This is a genomic window from Macellibacteroides fermentans (assembly GCF_013409575.1).
In the GTDB taxonomy this organism is placed as follows: Bacteria; Bacteroidota; Bacteroidia; order Bacteroidales; family Tannerellaceae; genus Macellibacteroides; species Macellibacteroides fermentans.
In genome coordinates this window covers 440,774-458,236 of record NZ_JACCCY010000001.1, presented here as the reverse complement: position 1 = coordinate 458,236, position 17,463 = coordinate 440,774, and the positions used below count along the sequence as shown (strand labels likewise).

At 45.6% G+C, this 17,463-nt stretch carries 14 protein-coding genes; 7 read left to right on the top strand and 7 right to left on the bottom strand.

What is annotated here, in order from left to right; genetic code table 11:
• Positions 1 to 104 precede the first annotated feature (104 nt).
• The 5 genes from F5613_RS01905 to F5613_RS01885 all read left to right on the top strand — a co-directional run bounded on the left by F5613_RS01905 (position 105) and on the right by F5613_RS01885 (position 5,340).
• A complete protein-coding gene (locus F5613_RS01905; protein WP_079684519.1) occupies positions 105 to 440 on the top strand; it encodes a winged helix-turn-helix transcriptional regulator in 336 nt (111 codons plus the stop codon).
• A 184-nt stretch (positions 441 to 624) separates the two neighbouring features.
• A complete protein-coding gene (locus F5613_RS01900) occupies positions 625 to 1,497 on the top strand; it encodes a PepSY-like domain-containing protein (protein WP_179398462.1) in 873 nt (290 codons plus the stop codon).
• Between the two features lie 506 nt (positions 1,498 to 2,003).
• Positions 2,004 to 3,422 carry an NAD(P)/FAD-dependent oxidoreductase gene (locus tag F5613_RS01895; RefSeq protein WP_179398461.1) on the top strand — a complete coding sequence of 473 codons (1,419 nt, stop codon included), beginning with the start codon at positions 2,004 to 2,006 and terminating at the stop codon, positions 3,420 to 3,422.
• Positions 3,423 to 3,427: 5 nt separating this feature from the next.
• Positions 3,428 to 4,324: a LysR family transcriptional regulator gene (locus F5613_RS01890; protein ID WP_068180317.1), complete on the top strand. Its 897-nt coding sequence runs from the start codon at positions 3,428 to 3,430 to the stop codon at positions 4,322 to 4,324.
• Positions 4,325 to 4,395: 71 nt separating this feature from the next.
• Positions 4,396 to 5,340 carry a YeiH family protein gene (locus tag F5613_RS01885; protein WP_179398460.1) on the top strand — a complete coding sequence of 315 codons (945 nt, stop codon included), beginning with the start codon at positions 4,396 to 4,398 and terminating at the stop codon, positions 5,338 to 5,340.
• 121 nt (positions 5,341 to 5,461) lie between these two features.
• Here the strand turns inward: F5613_RS01885 and F5613_RS01880 are convergent, their stop codons facing one another.
• Positions 5,462 to 5,743, bottom strand: a complete 282-nt coding sequence (locus tag F5613_RS01880) for a hypothetical protein (RefSeq protein WP_179398459.1) — start codon at positions 5,741 to 5,743, stop codon at positions 5,462 to 5,464.
• Positions 5,744 to 5,880: 137 nt separating this feature from the next.
• Positions 5,881 to 7,722 carry a ChbG/HpnK family deacetylase gene (locus F5613_RS01875; RefSeq protein ID WP_179398458.1) on the bottom strand — a complete coding sequence of 614 codons (1,842 nt, stop codon included), beginning with the start codon at positions 7,720 to 7,722 and terminating at the stop codon, positions 5,881 to 5,883.
• Positions 7,723 to 7,991: 269 nt separating this feature from the next.
• On the opposite strand from F5613_RS01875, the gene F5613_RS01870 reads away from it, so the two are divergent.
• Positions 7,992 to 8,867 (top strand): VIT1/CCC1 transporter family protein, encoded by an 876-nt coding sequence (locus F5613_RS01870; RefSeq protein ID WP_179398457.1) that lies wholly within the window; start codon positions 7,992 to 7,994, stop codon positions 8,865 to 8,867.
• 66 nt (positions 8,868 to 8,933) lie between these two features.
• Here the strand turns inward: F5613_RS01870 and F5613_RS01865 are convergent, their stop codons facing one another.
• The 3 genes from F5613_RS01865 to F5613_RS01855 all read right to left on the bottom strand — a co-directional run bounded on the left by F5613_RS01865 (position 8,934) and on the right by F5613_RS01855 (position 12,683).
• On the bottom strand, positions 8,934 to 11,090 hold the full coding sequence (locus F5613_RS01865) for an alpha-galactosidase (RefSeq protein ID WP_179398456.1): 2,157 nt from the start codon (positions 11,088 to 11,090) through the stop codon (positions 8,934 to 8,936).
• A 78-nt stretch (positions 11,091 to 11,168) separates the two neighbouring features.
• The gene (locus F5613_RS01860) at positions 11,169 to 12,242 is read right to left on the bottom strand and encodes an alanine racemase (RefSeq protein ID WP_179398455.1); all 1,074 of its coding nucleotides are present in this window, start codon (positions 12,240 to 12,242) and stop codon (positions 11,169 to 11,171) included.
• Positions 12,243 to 12,248: 6 nt separating this feature from the next.
• Complete coding sequence (locus tag F5613_RS01855) at positions 12,249 to 12,683, bottom strand: GNAT family N-acetyltransferase (protein WP_218858855.1); 435 nt, start codon at positions 12,681 to 12,683, stop codon at positions 12,249 to 12,251.
• 613 nt (positions 12,684 to 13,296) lie between these two features.
• Here F5613_RS01855 and F5613_RS01850 point away from each other — a divergent pair.
• On the top strand, positions 13,297 to 13,866 hold the full coding sequence (locus F5613_RS01850) for a DNA-3-methyladenine glycosylase I (RefSeq protein WP_179398453.1): 570 nt from the start codon (positions 13,297 to 13,299) through the stop codon (positions 13,864 to 13,866).
• 289 nt (positions 13,867 to 14,155) lie between these two features.
• On the opposite strand, the gene kdsB is transcribed toward F5613_RS01850, so the two are convergent.
• Together kdsB and F5613_RS01840 are read right to left on the bottom strand one after the other, a co-directional pair.
• Positions 14,156 to 14,905, bottom strand: coding sequence for a 3-deoxy-manno-octulosonate cytidylyltransferase (gene kdsB / locus F5613_RS01845; RefSeq protein ID WP_179398452.1), 750 nt, complete (start codon positions 14,903 to 14,905; stop codon positions 14,156 to 14,158).
• Between the two features lie 207 nt (positions 14,906 to 15,112).
• Positions 15,113 to 17,383: a cation:proton antiporter domain-containing protein gene (locus F5613_RS01840; protein WP_179398451.1), complete on the bottom strand. Its 2,271-nt coding sequence runs from the start codon at positions 17,381 to 17,383 to the stop codon at positions 15,113 to 15,115.
• Between the last annotated feature and the right edge of the window lie 80 nt (positions 17,384 to 17,463).

Sequence of the window (17,463 nt, the reverse complement as noted above, 5' to 3'; positions counted from 1 at the left end):
ATTTAAGTTTTTTTATGAAATTATCTGAAGGAGTATAATAATTTGTTTGGTTTGTTACTCTCTTTTGGATATAATAGATATTTTTGTTGCAAATTCATAAAAATATGAGAGAAGTAGATTTACGGTATCCAACATGTCCGATAAGGAATGTGCTGGCACGAATAAGCGACAAATGGTCTTTAATCGTTTTATGGAATCTGGGATTGAACGAGAAAATGCGCTACAAGGAATTGATGCTGTCAATTCCGGATATTTCGCATAAGATGCTTACCAATACCTTAAAGCATCTGGAGGAGGATCACCTTGTGAAGCGTGAAGCGTATGCCGAGATTCCCCCGCGTGTGGAATATTCGCTTACAAAAACAGGAAAGAGTCTGATTCCGACCATCGAACAGATGATTGACTGGGCGCAGACTAATTTTGAAGAAGTGGTAAAGTAGGTGTCCTTTATCGTTAAATATCTGTGCCGGATTAATTTAACTACTTAAGAAGACTTGTACGCCTAATAAATTGTAGAAAAATATTATAAATTTGGTTAATTTATAACGCTCGAATATAATTACTCGTTATTTTTGTGGTATGCGAACCTGCTTTATTGGCGATTCCCTTAAATGTATATGACCTATGAAGTTTAGAAATTGTTTGTATTGTACCTTGTTGGCTGTGCTGTTTGTAAGTTTTACGGCTTGTGAGAAGGAGAATGAGATGGAAGAGCTTACGGCTGAGATTCCGGTTGCCATTAAACGAGATTTTAATGCAAAGTATCCTTTGGCAACGATCACCTCTTTTCATGCCTATTCGGATAGTCTTAATGAAATTGAGTTTGTAAATGACCAGCAGAATAAAGCTACTGTTTGGTACGATAAGAACGTGTGGAAGTTTACCTATACCAAAGTTGACGACCTGAAACAGCTTCCGGTTAAGGTGCAAGACTCCTTCAGGAATTCTCCCTATGCAAATGCCTCTGTGCAGGATATATACAAAGCCGAACGGAGGGGTATTAAACAGCCCCTTTACACGTTACACTTTAAGTACGCCATCAAAAAGACGCCCAATGTGGAGCATTACGTATTTATAAGTGAAGACGGATTGTTTATAAAGACTTTAAACTGGCGACCAAACGATCCGAGTTGGATTATAAGGTTGCCCCAGGATCATTTTAATTACATTGCCCGGAAGTACAGCGGAGCCGAAATAAGGGGGTATGTAAATAACGGGGGCTACAACGAATACTTTATACTGCATGAGGGTAAGGTGAAGTTTGTAACTTTTAGAGGAGAAGTGGAATCTGATCGTGGTTTCTGGTACGAAACCCGGTACGAGCTGGGTAGGGATGCGGTTGTTCCGGAAAATGTGATTGCTTACCTGCATAAAACTCATCCCGAATTTACCTATACCCACGTGTATTACATTGAGTCGCCCGATGGTAATTCGTATCATTTGCAGGATAAAAATCACGATCAGGAACTGGGTTACATTATAGGCGAAGGGATCTGACGGGTTTTTTAGTCAGCATTCTCTTTAGATTTGAATATAAGATATTGGTGCATCGGTAGATAGCTTGTTTTGTAATGAACCATTGCTAAATATGCGCAATTGTATTAGTTATTTTTTTACTTGAACTTTTAACTTTTAGTGTTAAAGAAGTGTAACCATTTAGTGTGAGAGTCCTTTTAAATAGATAGATTTTTGCCAAAACATGTTATAAAACATATAAAAAGGGGTTGTTATAAAAATAATCCGTTTTACCTTTGCAGTATACTAAATAGTGTTCACTAAATCCTGTTCGTGAGAATCGGGTTTAATTTTTTTGGATATCATAAAAATTGATTTTTTAAAGCCTGCCTTTTTTAAGGTGGGCTTTTTTTGTAACGTTATATAATATTATAACTTTTGGTTATACATCATTAAAAAAAACAATTAGTTTTGCAGTAGGTTATGTTTTACCTTTACGCCTTTCTTGCAAGGAAACATTGTAAAACAATCTCTATAAATATCTATTTATGAATAACAACGAACTAAAAGAGAGGCTTGAACTGCTGGAAAAAGCGGGGATGGACAGACGCCATTTTCTGAAGCTGATGGGGATGACCGGCATGCTTACTGTAGCAGGCACTTCGCAAATTAAAGCATTTTCGAGCAACGCAAAAGGTAAAATAGTGATTATCGGAGGGGGGGCAGCCGGGATAAGTATGGCTGCACGTTTGATGAACTGGTTGGATGAGCCGGATGTAACCTTGATCGATCCTAGCGAACTACAATATTATCAGCCTGGTTTTACACTGATTGCTTCGGGGGTATATCAGCCGGAGGATGTGTATAAGAAGCAGGAAGCCTGCATTCCGTCTGGTGTGAAGTGGATAAAGGATAGCGTTGCTGCCGTAGATCCGGTGAAGAACGAAATCAGAACCCAGACAAACGGAGTGGTTGCCTACGATTTTCTGGTGCTTACGCCCGGTTTGCAGATTAACTGGAACCTGGTGGAGGGTATGACGCATGAAACACTGGGACAGGGTAACGCACACTGTATATACGATTTTGAAGGGGCCAAACGTACCTGGGCTGCCTTGCAGGAGTTTGGCGAGAAGGGCGGACGCGGTATCTTTACCGATACCTACACCAAGCATAAATGCGGGGGTGCTCCCAAAAAGATCTGTTTGCTTACGGAACATTATACCCGCCAGCAAAATACGCGCGATAAGGTGAAGCTGGATTACTTTACAGCGGCACACGAATTGTACGATGTGAAGTATTATACAACCCGCCTGGAGGAGATTTATAAAGAACGTAACGTAAGTATTACCTTGAATTATAGGGTGAAGGGTATCGATACCTCCGCTAAGAAGGTTTTCTTTAACAAGGTGGAAAAGGTTGAGAAAGAGGTGAAAGATGAGCAGACAGGCAAGTTAACCAAGGTGGAGGAGAAGATTGTAACGCCTTATACCGAGGATTACGACTTCCTGCATTTTACGCCGCCTATGTCGGCTCCCGACTTTGTGCGCGATTCCGGATTGGGGTGGACCGAAGGTAAGTTGGCTGCCGAAGCCTGGGTGATGGTAGACAAAGAGACGCTGATACACAAAACATATAATAATATTGTGAGTCTGGGTGATGTGGCTGGTATTCCTACCAGTAAGACTTCGGCTGCGGTACGTATGCAGGTTCCGTTGGCTGCCAAGAATCTTATTTCGCTGATGGAAGGTAAAGAGCCGGTGGAGAAGTACGACGGATACGCGGCTTGCCCGATCATTACGGAGTATGGCAAGGTGCTGCTTTGCGAATTCGACTATGACAAGAATCCGAAACCAAGTGTTCCGTTCAACTTTATGGACATGTCGCAGGAGCAATGGCTGGCCTGGGTGCTGAAGGTTTATATCCTGAAGCCTATGTATTTTTATGGAATGCTAAACGGTTATGCCTGATTTATATGGCTGATTTTAGGTTAAAAGTATTTTTAAGCGTAGCGAGGAATCTTAGTTTTACGAAGGCTTCGCAGGAGCTTTTTATCACTCAACCGGCTATTACGAAGCATATTCATGAGCTGGAGAGTGTCTATAAAACACGTCTGTTTGATCGTTTGGGCAATCGCATTGCCCTTACGAGGGCAGGCCTGCTGTTGCAGGAGCACAGCAAACGGATACTGGACGATTACAAGCGGCTGGATTACGAGATGCATCTGTTGCAGAACGAATGCTCGGGCGAGCTCCGCCTGGGGGCCAGTACCACCATTGCGCAGTATGTGCTGCCTCCTTTCCTGGCACGTTTTATAGAGAAGTTCCCGCAGGTTTCGTTGTCGTTGCTGAATGGTAATTCGCGCGATGTGGAGGGTGCCTTGCTGGAGCATCGTATTGACTTGGGACTGGTGGAGGGTATCATCCGCCAGCCCAATCTTAAATATACCACTTTCCTTAAAGATGAGCTGGTGGCGGTGGTGAGCACCCGCAGCAAGCTGGTGAAGCACGACGAGATTACGGTGAAGGAGTTATGTGATGTACCCCTGGTTTTAAGGGAAAGAGGTTCGGGTACGCTGGATGTGTTGGAGACTTCTCTGTTGAGCCATAACGTAAGATTATCGGATATGAATGTGCTGATGTACCTGGGTAGTACGGAAAGCATCAAGTTGTTTCTGGAGAATACGGATTGCATGGGGATTGTATCGGTACGGTCTATCGACCGCGAACTGGTTGCCGGGCAGTTTAAAGTGATAGAGATAAAGGATCTGGATATGGAGCGGGAGTTCTCTTTTGTGCGTCTGCAGGGCGAAGAGAGCGGTTTGTCGCAGGTGTTTATGCAGTTTGCCGAGCATTATAATAAAAACTTATAAGGCATTAAAAGATACGATTGGCGCGTTTGTTTTCGGTTGCTTACCTTTGCAGTCGTTAAATAGGTAGATATATGAATGCAATTGAAAATTTTCTGCAGTCTAAGAGGAAGGTTGTTTACGTGTTGTTACTGTTATTTTGTTTTTTACCCATGGTTACCCCGCCTGTGGCTCTCTTCACAGGGTTGGTTTTTGCATTGGTCTGCGGGGAGGCTTTTCCTGGTTTTACTAAAAAATCGTCTAAATATTTGCTCCAGGTTTCGGTCGTGGGACTGGGATTTGGGATGAATCTGCACGAGTCGCTGGCTTCGGGCAGGGAGGGGATGGTGTTTACTGTTATTTCGGTGGTGGGAACGCTGCTGATTGGTTCGGTGCTGGCCCGGAGGATGCAGGTGGACCGTAAGACGGGCTATCTGATCAGTTCGGGTACTGCCATTTGCGGCGGTAGCGCCATTGCAGCGGTGGGGCCGGTAATCAAGGCGAACGACCACGAGATGTCTGTATCGCTGGGGGCGGTCTTTATCCTGAATGCCGTGGCGTTGTTCTTATTTCCGGTACTGGGGCATCTGCTGGATCTTACACAGCAGCAGTTTGGTATGTGGGCTGCCATTGCGATACACGATACAAGTTCGGTGGTAGGTGCCGGTGCCGCTTATGGCGACGAGGCTCTGAAGGTGGCTACCACTGTTAAGCTTACACGTGCTTTGTGGATTATCCCGGTGGCATTTGTTACGTCGTTTATTTTTAAAAGCAAATCGGACAAGGTGTATATGCCCTGGTTTATCTTCTTGTTTGTGCTTGCCATGCTTGCCAATACGTTTTTATCGTTACCCGCTCTGCTTACCGGTAGTATGGTTTGGTTGGCACACAAAGGGCTTACGCTTACGCTTTTCTTTATCGGAGCCGGACTTTCACGCGGGGTGCTGCGCAGGGTAGGGATGCGTTCGCTGACGCATGCTGTATTGCTGTGGCTGGTTATAGGTGTGAGTTCGCTCGCCTACGTATGGTTTTTCTGTTGATAGAAGAGGTGTAGTTTAGTTTTTTGAGACATAAAAAACGGGAGATAAAGCATTCGCCTTGGCGATTCTTTGTCTCCCGTTGGTATTTTCGGAAGGTTATCCTTTCGTAGTTGTACGTTCATTAACGGTTTCTGCCGGCTCCGCCGGGAAGATTCCGCGAAACGGCACGTGTGTGTTGATGAACTCCTCCCATAGGATGGGTAGGATGGTTATGCGGATCAATCACATGTGTCGCTTTTCTGCGTGCAGCTATTTCAATGACAGATTTGATTTGTTGGGTTCTGCTCTCTACAGCAGTCTTTATTCCTTCAATAATCTGCTTGCAATCAAGGCACATCCAATATTGGCTAAGATCTTTGTTATAACAAAGTTTCTTATGTTCGTGTGTACACTTTGCTTTCATAACAATGCATTGTTTGTATTTAGAAAACAACCTTGGGCCGGGGTTTGTTGACTGTATCCGACTTATTATTGTTAAACATTGCTGCTTTGTTTAAATTGCCTTCGGGCCATCCTCCGGTACACACAAGTAGTGCCGTATCAGCGCAGGGCGGGCAGCAGGTGTTTCCAGATAAGGTTTATCTCGGCCTGCATATCGCCTATGTTGGCTGTGGTTACTATCACCGCGTCTTTCTCTGGTATCACGATGATGAATTGTCCGTTGGCTCCATCGGCGCGGAAGGCGTTGTTCCTGCATCGCCATACCTGGTATCCGTAGCCTTGGGTCCAGTCGCTTTCCTTTACTTTGCCGTTGGCAGGGAACCATACGGGTGGTTGGGCGATGTGCGATTGGGTGGCCTCGTCGAACCAGGATTCGGGCAGGAGCTGCTTGCCGTTCCATTTTCCCTTCTGCAGCATGAATTGTCCCATCTTGGCCATGTCTTCGGTCTTGATGTAGAGTCCCCATCCTCCTGCATTTATGTTGGTGGGACTGCTTTGCCATTCGGCTCCGGTGATGCCCAGCGGACGGAACAGGCGCGGGTAGAGGTAGTCCAGTACTTTTTGTCCGGTTACTTTCTGGATGATGGCCGACAGCATGTAGGTGCCTACGCTGTTGTAAACGAACTTGGTGCCGGGTTTGTGTACTACGGGGGTGGCCAGGAATTTACGTTCCCAGCTTAGATCTTCTTTGCGGATGTCGGATGTCGGGTCGGTGTCGTGACCGCAGCTCATGGTTAGCAGGTGCCTGATCTCCATTTCGGCCAGGTTAGGCGAAATCTCTGCGGGCAGGTCGTCCGGGAAGAAGGAGATTACCTTGTCGGTAACCTTGATACGGTTTTCGGCAACGGCAAATCCGATGGCGGTGGCTGTAAAGGTTTTGCTTACGGAGTTCAGAATGTGGTTCTTATTGGCTGCGTTGTCGCCCAACCAATGTTCGGCCACTACTTTTCCGTGACGCAGAACCATCACGCTGTGAAGGTCTTGTCCGCTTTCCTTAACCGCCTTCAGGTAGTTGGTGATGCCTTTAGGGTTTACCTTTTCGGCTTCGGGCGTGCTGCGGGGTAGTGCTTTGGTCAGCTCGTTGTAGCTGATCAGCTGTATTCCTTTGTCGCGGATTGCCTGTTTCACCTTGTTGCTGGTAAAGAGGTTGGTCACTCCCTGGCGGTCGGCCGCCACCTGCTCGTATCCAATATGGTGTACGGCTTTCATTTCGGCATCGTCCAGGGCGGGATGATCTACAAAGAGGTAGCTCTTTCCGGCTTCCAGCTTTTGAAGCATACGGATAAAGCTCTCTTCTTTTTCGGCCGAAGTCTGACTGGGACCGTCGTACCGTACATATTCAACTTTGGTGCCGTATCCTGTGTCGGTAAGGTTGATGGGCAGGTTGTATTCGGTAGCCAGGCGTTCGGTAAGCTTCTGCACCTCCGGATCAAAGGCGTTGGATAGCATGTGTCCGGAAAGGTGGCTGATATGGGGTATGTTTTTGAGTGCCAGTTCGATCTGCGCCCTGAATTCCTGTTCTATCTCGGCAAGGGTCCATTTGCTTTCCTTGATGGACAGGCCGGGGTAGTTGGGGTTGGGAAACATCATGGGAAGGAAGTAGCCGTTGCTGTCTGTAAGCGACGGACAATGGGTGAGGGGACGCCATTTGATATTGTCCCATTCGCTGGTGATGGTAAGGTGTAGTCCCACGTCGATGCCGGGGTTCTCTTTAAGAAGTTTGGCTGCTTCGGGAAACCAGGGGGCAACAGCCATCACCTCGATGGAGGTCTGGATTCCGTTTTTATAGCCTTCCATACAGGCCAGGTTACTGGATTGGAACGAACCCATGTCGTCTGCTCTTACAATTAGCCGGGGATGTAGTGTCTGCGCCGGCAACGAAACACAAGCGGCACACACCATTAGTGTGCAGATTGCTTTTTTGAAGTGGTTTGTTTTCATATCGAGATTGTTCTAAAAGAATGATTCATGTAAAACAGTTCTGTGTACTTGTATGCTGCAAAAGGCACAGAACTTACAAAAGTATCTTTTTTATTTTAAATCTGGAGTGATAAATTAATAAAATGAGGGGAATCTTTGCCTGGCATTCTTTTTAATTTTAAAGGATGTGGGTGAATTGTTATGTTATTTGTATACCTTTGTAGAGCGCCCGGCTCACTTTTACGATGCTGGGTGGCTTGAATATGTAATAACCTAGCTGACTAATTTTTATGTTGAATGTAGATTTAAATACGAGACGGGATTTTATCCGGTTTCAACGGGATGAATTGACTTCGTCTCTTGTTTACGCTAAACTGGCGTCTATAGAGAAGGATGAACAGAATAAAAAGGTGCTTAACGCTATATCGTTCGAGGAGTTGGAGCACTGCGAGGTGTTGATGAAGTATACGGGTATTATTCCTTCGCCTTACAGCTGGAAGGTGATTTTTTATTATGTGCTGGCCCGGATATTCGGACTCACATTTGCAATCAAGCTGATGGAAAACGGCGAATCGGAGGCGCAGGATATGTATGCCCGCTATAAAGATTACCCCGAGGTGGTGGCCCTGGGCCAGGAGGAGGAGAAGCACGAAGAGCAGCTGATTGCGATGATAAACGAGGAGCGCCTTTCTTATATGGGTTCTGTTGTACTGGGACTGAATGATGCGCTTGTGGAGTTTACCGGTGCGTTGGCTGGTTTCACCCTTGCCCTGAACGACTCGAAGCTGATCGCTCTTACGGGAAGTATCACCGGAATTGCTGCGGCTTTGTCTATGGCCTCGTCCGAATATCTTTCTACCAAGTCCGACGGAGACGGCGAGAAGCACCCCGTAAAAGCGGCTGTTTATACCGGTTTTGCCTACATTGTGACGGTGTTTGCCCTGATTCTTCCGTTTATATTGATAAGCAATGTGCTGGCGGCTTTAGGCCTGATGCTTGTTGCTGCACTGATTATTATCGGGTTGTTTAATTACTATTACGCAGTTGCCAAGAGCGAAAGTTTTAAGAAGCGCTTTGTGGAAATGGCCGTTTTAAGCTTTTCGGTAGCTACGGTGAGTTTCCTGATTGGCTACGCACTCAAATATTTTACCGGAATAGAGGCGTGATAAAATATAAAAGGCTGCCCCTCTTTACGATAGGGCAGCCTTTTTTGTATGGTACTGACAGCTGGCTTATTGAGCGGTAAGCTCCAATACGTGGCTGGTGGTGTGTCTGGTTGAAAGTAACGGCAGACCAACCTTCATGAGGTAATCGCCGGAGTATACTTTCCCATTGGCTGCGGAAACCGGTTTGCTGTCCTGAAGCAGGTTGATCTCTTCAACTTTGTAACGCTTGGCCGGGTCGAGGCCCTCTAACCGTACCGGCTGAGTGATTTCGCCGTAACGGGGATGGATATCGTAGGTAAATAAGATAGCCTTGTTTTTATCTTTGGCATTGTACATAACAGCTGCGTGGTCGCTTTCGTAGGGTGAAACCAGTCTGTATTGATCGCCGTCCAGTATAACGGGTTGCAGGCGTTTGAAGTTCTTTACCACATCCTGACAAAGAATCTGTTCCTTTTCATTCATCTCGTGCAGCTGGATATCGAAGCCCAGTTTGCACATCATGGCTACATCCAGACGAAACTTGAGCGGTTGTTTTCCCCAGGAGGTAACGTGGGCTGCAATGCTTTTGGATGGGAAGAAATGGGAGAATCCCCATTGGATAAAGATACGCTCCACTCCGTCGGTGTTGTCGCTTGCCCAGAATTCGGTGAAGTACTTCAATGCTTCGTAGTCGCAACGTGCACCTCCGCCGGAACACAGCATCATCGGAAGGGTAGGATATTTATCCTTCACCCGTTTAAGTACCTTGTACAGTCCGCGTACATGTTCGATGTAGAGATGCGACTGCTTGTCTTTGAGGTAGGCCGAATAGACGTTGGTAATGGGGCTGTTGCAGTCCCATTTAAAGTATGCGATGCCCGGATAGCTGGTCATCAGTTTGTCTACAATACCGAACACATAGTCCTGCACTTCGGGATTACTGAGGTCCAATACCAGCTGGTTACGGAAGTAGTAGGTTTCTCTGTTGGGCAGATGGATGGCCCAGTCGGGATGCTTCTCAAACAGCTCGCTCTTGGGGTTCACCATTTCGGGTTCGATCCAGAGTCCGAATTTCACGCCTTGCGCATTGGCCTCTTTTACAAGGTGCCCGATGCCGTTGGGAAGCTTCTCTTTTATCTCGGTCCAGTCGCCCAATCCCTGAGTGTCGCTGTTGCGCGGATACTTGGTTCCAAACCAGCCGTCGTCCAGTAAGAACATATCTACTCCCAAGTGTTTGGCCTCTTTAAACAGGTTGCCCAATTTGGTTTCGTCGAAATCGAAATAGGTGGCTTCCCAGTTGTTCAGCAACGACATACGCGATCCTTCTCCGTCTTTTAGCTGGTACTTGCGGGCCCAGGAATGGAAATCGCGGCTGGCCTTTCCTTTTCCTTCGGTGCTGTAGGTGAATATAAACTCGGGGGTGGCAAATACCTCGCCGGGTTTAAGGGTATATTCGGATGCGTAGGGGTTGATACCCGAGAGGATACGTAATTTATTATGATTGTCTACCTCGAAGGTGAAACGGAAATTGCCTGTCCACGCCAATGTCCCAAAAAGAACATCGCCGCTGTTTTCTTTTGCTTTATCGTTGAGCGATACTAAAAAGAAGGGCGAGCAAAGCATGCCGGCACGGCTTCCAAGTTTGGTATCTACCATTTTTTTACCGAAAGAAAGCTCCTGTTCGGTCATGTTGACTTCGTGGGCCCATTCGCCGCTGAATTCGGTCATGTAGTATTTGGATGCCTGCATGCTGAGCAGGGAGGAGGCATATTGGTAGAGGGTGGCCGGCTTCTTTTCGTTGTGTCTGATTTCGGTACGTTCTTTGATGATATTCTCCTTGGCAAAAGCCGTGAAGTAGAGGGTAACCTCTACGGGATAGACTTCGTCTTTCAGCAGGATGGATGTTTCTGTAACGCCCGGCTCTACATTGCGGGTGTTGTGAGATACATACTTGAGCAACAAAGAGGGGTTGCCGTCGTTGTGCAGGATACGTATGGCAGGCTCGAAGTAATCTTCCATGCCATGGGTTAGGTAGGCTTCGATACCCTGCGGAAGGTAAGCCAGATCGGATGCATCGCCAAGTGCTTGTCCCAGATAGGATTGATATAACCGGCCGTTGTCGCCTACCTTGAAGATGAGATTTGTCTGATCGGTCCGAATTGAAATGAATTTGCTTTCTGCGGCCTGCAGCTGCAGTAAACCGGCAAAGATCAGGATGGATAATAGAACCAATGTTCGTTTCATAAAAGATTTAAATTTGTGTGTGTTAACAAGTAAATGTTTTGTAGACACTTATTATTTTTCTGGCGACAAATGTAATTATTATTCTTCTAACTGTTTATCTACATAGTCGGAATTCATGATACGTAATATTCCCATATAATCGAGTCTGAACTCGATACTGTCTCCCACACACAGGTTTTGGGCATTGCTGCCTATATCTACCACAATCATATCCGAGCTGGCTCCCACAATATGCATGGAGGAATCTACCGGGTAGATATGCCCGTCTTCCACATCAAGAAGTCCCACGTCTACGATGGCCCTGAAGGATACTTTGCCGGTAAGCGCCTCGTCGAATGAGGCAGTCTGCCCCGTAAGGTTATGCCCCAGTTCGCCGGTGGGAACTACCGGTTTTTCGTTCAGCTCAATTATTTCGGCAAATAATTTGAATACATCATTGTGCATATGTTCGTAAGGCTGACTGTAATACACATCCGTACCCAGGTAGAGGGTTTCGCCTACACGGAAGTGATTGATGCCATTGGGGAGAATCCCTTTCAGAATTAAGGGGATGGTTACCGATGCCCCTCCCGAGATATAGGGTATCTGTTTGTTGAACTTTGCCTCCACCAACTGTTTATACAGGCAGAGCTGGATGAGTTTATCTTCGTTAGGCAGCACGCCGTACATACACGTGAGGTTTGTGCCGATACCGATCACCTCGATGTTGGGCAGTTCGAATACGTTGGAGTAGAATTCGATGAAGTTATCGCGCAGAACGCCTTCGCGCAGTTCGCCCAGCTCGATCATGATAACAATGCGATGTTTTTTATTTTGGTTAACGGCTGCTTTGGACAGTAGCCGGATGGTTTCGAGTTCGGTATTGAAACTGATGTCGGCATATTGAACTACCCGTGCAGCGTTTCGTTTGGCCGCAGGTTTAATGAATACAGTTTCTATCTGTGGGGCGATGGATTTAATGATACGCAGGTTGCTGATACGGCTGTCGCACACTTGCCTGATTCCCAGACTGAGTACCTTTTCGAGGTATTTTCTGTTTCCGCAAAGCATCTTTACGACTATTCCCCATTCGATGTTATGTTGTTTGAACAGCCGGTCCAGGTAATCGTAATTCTCCTTCAGCTTGTGTGTATTTAATGTTATATATGCCATCGCGGATTATTTTATCAGTCTCATTTCAAGATATTTATTTTCGAAACCAAGTCTTTCGTATAATTTACGTGCGGGATTGTCCGGGTCTACATGCAAGGCGATGCCTCCCTCGGATAATTCGATTGCCTTTTGCATGAGCTGTTTTCCCAATCCTTTGCCGCGGTAGGCCTGATGGGTGGCGATGTATACAAGGATATTCTCCGGAATATAGCTTTCCATTCCGGTTTTGTTCACCACCACGGCTCCGGTCATGGCCTCCTGATCCCACGAGGTGATTAGAAATCCACCGGGTTTATTGTCGGCCTTCAAAGCATAGCGGATGGCTTTGAGAATATGTTCTTTGGGATCGCCGTATGGCCCGAGCTGCTTAAAAAGGAAATCGGCAATCGCTTCTTGAAGTTCGTTTGAAGGTGGATTCTGGCTGGAGAATGTTGTTATCATATGCATTCAATTTTTAGTGATTTTTGGAAGGATTGGTCGGAATCTCAAATGGAAAATGAAACGTCCATCTTCAAAGATAGGTAAAAAAGAGAAAAAAGGCTGACTGTTTTAGTCTGTTTTTTAGTTAAAATGTTGAAAATAAGCTGAAGTCAATGCTTATATATGGTGATTTGGTGTGGTTTGAAGCGTGGTTTGGATAAGGAAAGTGCCGGTTATTTATACCGGAATAAAGTTCCTTAAATAGGATTCGATACAATAAAAAAGGGATTATTCAGAATAATAACCCCATTCTAGTAAAATGCTTTTACCTAATTGCTCCATGCAATTTTTAATAAACTTTTTCATGTTAGTCCTAATTTATATGTTTTATAAATATGTTGTACAACATATTTGAGTGCAAATTTACACCTTTATTTGAATGTGCAAACCTATTAAAGGTAAAAATATAGGGGGGAATGTTTAAAAATAGCTAACAATGTATGTAGGGGTTATTTTATTTGTCCTTTCAGTATCCATATATAAACCGGAAGTCTGATTTATATATAATAATAAACCCGGTGCGATTTGTTTCATGCAGTTTTCTATCTTTGCAAATAAGTAAAAAAATACGTTTATGGAAAAAGCAGATGGAATAGTTCGATGCGGCTGGAGTGGTACAGACCTTTTGTATACAACCTACCACGACCAGGAATGGGGGCGTGAGGTGAACGACGATCCTACAATGTTTGAATTCCTTGTACTGGAAAGCTCGCAGGCGGGGTTGAGCTGGATTACCATTTTACGTCGCAGAGAGAATTACAGAAAGGCTTTTGCGGATTTCGACGTACACAAAGTGGCCGGATTTACAGAAGAGGATGTGGAACGTTTGATGCAGGACCAGGGTATAATTCGTAACAGACGGAAGATTGAGTCGACCATCTCCAATGCACGTTGCTTTATAAAGGTGCAGGAAGAGTTCGGATCCTTTTGTGCTTATCTGCGCTCTTTTTTGCCTGGCGGTGAGCGCATTGTTAACCATTGGAGCAGTTTGTCTGATGTTCCGGCATCAACGGATTTGTCCGACCGCATCAGTAAAGATATGAAGAAGAGGGGTTTTAAATTCTTCGGCACCACCATCTGCTATGCGCATTTACAGGCGGTTGGGTATGTGAATGATCACCTGGTGTCTTGTAGTTTCAGGTAAAATTCTAAACAGACCTTATATGCAATTTAATATAAGCTGATTATGGGAAATCTAAAAGGAAACAGACTTATGTGACACTATTGGATTGTATTACCAAAGAAGAATAGGGCGGCAGTACTTCACTGCCGCCCTATTCTTTTGGAATTTCAGGGACTATCCATACTAATTCCTTTATCAAAGGAATAAATAACTACAAACTTTATGTCTTGTAGTCTTCATTAACACAATGTTATGGACAGTATCGAAATCTTATGGAAAGTGTCGGATTTTTATGGACAGAAGTCGGATATTATCTGTTTCTTAAGAATTGCAGCGCCTTTTCCATGTCTTCGGGTGTATCGATGCCGATGGTTTCCTGCTGGGTGATACCTACCTTAATTTTGAATCCGTTTTCCAGCCAGCGGAGTTGTTCCAGACTTTCGGCTATCTCCAGCGGAGATTGAGGTAGACGGGTGATGGCTGCCAGGGCATCAGCACGGTAGGCGTAAAGTCCGATGTGCTTATAGTAAGTATGACTGGCTATCCATTCGTGCTGCTCTTTGCCGCGCAGGTACGGAATGATGGACCGGCTAAAGTAAAGGGCTTCCTGGTTCTTGTTAAGTACAACCTTGGGACTGTTTACGTTGCTTAGTGCCTCGAAAGAGTCGTTGCCCTGGAATGGTTTCACAAGGGTTGCAATGTCGATGGAGTCGTTGTCGAAGCATGACTTCAAGCTCTCGATCTGTGAGGGCTGGATAAAGGGTTCGTCACCTTGAATGTTTATTATCACATCGTAACCTGCACCTACCAGTGTGTACGCCTCGTGACAACGGTCGGTGCCGCTGCGGTGCTCGGTGGAAGTCATCACCACGTTCCCTCCAAAAGCCTTTACTGCAGCTTCGATGCGTGTGTCGTCTGTTGCCACCCATACCGCATCAAGTACCTCTTTTACCTGTTCGTATACCCGTTGAATCATAGGTTTGCCATCCATCTGTGCCAGAGGTTTGCCTGGAAAGCGGGTAGATGCATACCGTGCGGGAATAATTCCAATGAATTTCATATATTTCTGTATTTTGCTTTATACTTACTACTTTACTATTTAAACCTTAAATCCGTAATCCTTAAATTCTTACATCTTAGGTGCTTACAACTTATATCCTTACAATTTAATCCTTATAAATTAAACACTTACTAATTAAATATCTAATATCTAATACTTTATACCTGGTGATTTTCACTTTAAGTTCTATATATTAGGTCTTGTGTTTTAGGATCCAACCGTTTCTCCTTCGCTTAATTTAACCATCTTATCCCGTTCGCCAACGATCCAGACAATGTCCCCTTCTTCAAGGATGGTGTCTGGAGAGGGGTTCATCACGGAGGACACACCCCGTTCGATCCCGATAACCAGGCAGGCTGCGTTATCGCGGATACCCGACTGGCGTATGGACAGTCCGATTAGTTTGGAGCCAGCACTAATTACAAACTGTTCCATGCTAACCTCCTTCACCTCTTCTTTCTGAAGAACAGATTGATTCTGTCTGTATCGTTCTTCTGTGTATTGCAGGAAAGACTCAAGCTCTTTGTCGGTGCCTACCACAATTAATTTGTCGAAAGGGTATAGCCTCTCGTCGCCACCGGGTATGTTGATACGTTGTTCGCCCCGGATGATAGTTACCACATTCACCCCGCATTTTTGTCGGAAGTTAAGCTCCTTCAGTGTTTTGCCAACACTGGGGGAGGCCTGTCTGATCTCGAAATCGGCTAAATGGAGGTCGCGGGCCAGCAAGTGGTTCGCAAAGTGCTGCTTGATGGGTGAACGCCTTTCCATCTCTTCCTGGCGGGCGGCCAGGTTCCGGAAGAAGTGTCGTTCTATCTGTATGGAATGCTTTTTAAGCCGTTTGGATAAAATGAATACCAGGATGGAGGCCGCTGCAATGGCGACAACCAATCCGAATGTGATATTGAGAAGCTTGATGATGGGTATCATAACGATCCCGATGCAGAGGATGATGCGTAAAACAATAAGGGATACCAACGATCCTCGGTTGTATTTACTGTCTTGCCAAAGTTCCTGAAACTCTTCGGAATGATTCTTTTTCATCATGATGGCTCTGAGCAGCGGCGAAATGATAAGCAGTATAAGCACCAGCGAGATGATCTCTCCGAAGATACCCTGCGTACTCCTGATAATGAGGGGGGCTACAAAGCGCAGCCACAGCAGGATCAGGACTACCGATACGGCAGAATACATCACAACGATTCGCATCAGGGCTTTCAGCAGCTTGTTCCACGTACTTTTCTGTTTGATGGTTGATCCCCCGGATGAGTATCGGTCGAAAAAGCGTCTCCACGATTTAGGCATATGCTTGTCGGCATACACATAGGCGGGCTCCGATAACCGTATCATATAGGGTGTGAGGAATGTAGTTATCACGGATACCGCTACAACGATGGGGTAGAGAAAGTTGTCTGTTACCTTGAGCGATAATCCCAACGATGCGATGATAAAGGCAAACTCGCCGATCTGCGCTAAAGCAAATCCCGATTGAATAGCTATTTTAAGCGGCTGCCCGGATAAGAGTATGCCAAATCCGGAGAAAAGAATCTGACCAAGGATTACTGCCAGTGTGATGAAGAGGATAGGTAGCTTGTATTGCCAGAGCAGTTCGGGTTCGATTAGCATCCCCACGGATACGAAGAAGATGGCCCCGAACAGATTTTTAACCGGCTTAACAACGTGCTCGATGCGTTCTGCCTCGATGGTTTCGGCAAGTATGGAGCCCATGACGAAGGCACCCAGTGCCGACGAGAATCCCGATTTAGTTGCAAGGATTACCATCCCCAGACATAGACCTACACTAACAATCAGCAGGGTTTCATCATTTAGGAATCTTCTTGCTTTACGTAAGAAGGTGGGTAGTATGTAAATACCGGTTACAAAGCTGAAGAGCAGGAATACGCCCAGTTTAACCACACTGTCCAGCATATCCATGCCTTCTACATGCTTGCTTACGGCCAGGGTGGATAATAGAACCATGAGTAAAACGGCAAAGAGGTCTTCTACAACCAGAATGCCGAATACCACGCCCGCAAAGCGTTTGTTGCGCAGCTCCATGTCCTCGAAAGCCTTGAATATGATGGTGGTAGACGACATGGAGAGCATCCCTCCCAGAAAAAGACTGTTCATATGTCCCCATCCAAGGGATAGTCCGGTTGTATAGCCAACGCTCATCATCCCGAAAACGACAGTTACAGCCCCTACCACAGCGGTACCACCCACCTTCATCAGTTTCTTGAAACTAAAATCGAGTCCCAATGCAAAAAGTAGAAAAACTACCCCGATATCAGCCCAGATACGTATACTGTCTGTTTCAGATACCGTAGGAATGGATGCTATCGAGGGACCGGCAAGAATTCCTGCAACTATATATCCAAGGACTACAGGTTGCTTTAATCGTTTGAATAACAGCGAAACAAGTCCCGCCGAGATCAGTATGACAGCTAAGTCTGATATAATGGATGGTAAATGCGACATTGTCCGTTTGTTTATATAGGCAAAGTTACTTATATTTTAATTTCTTTTCGTTAGCTTTGCGCAGTAAATTAATTATGAAA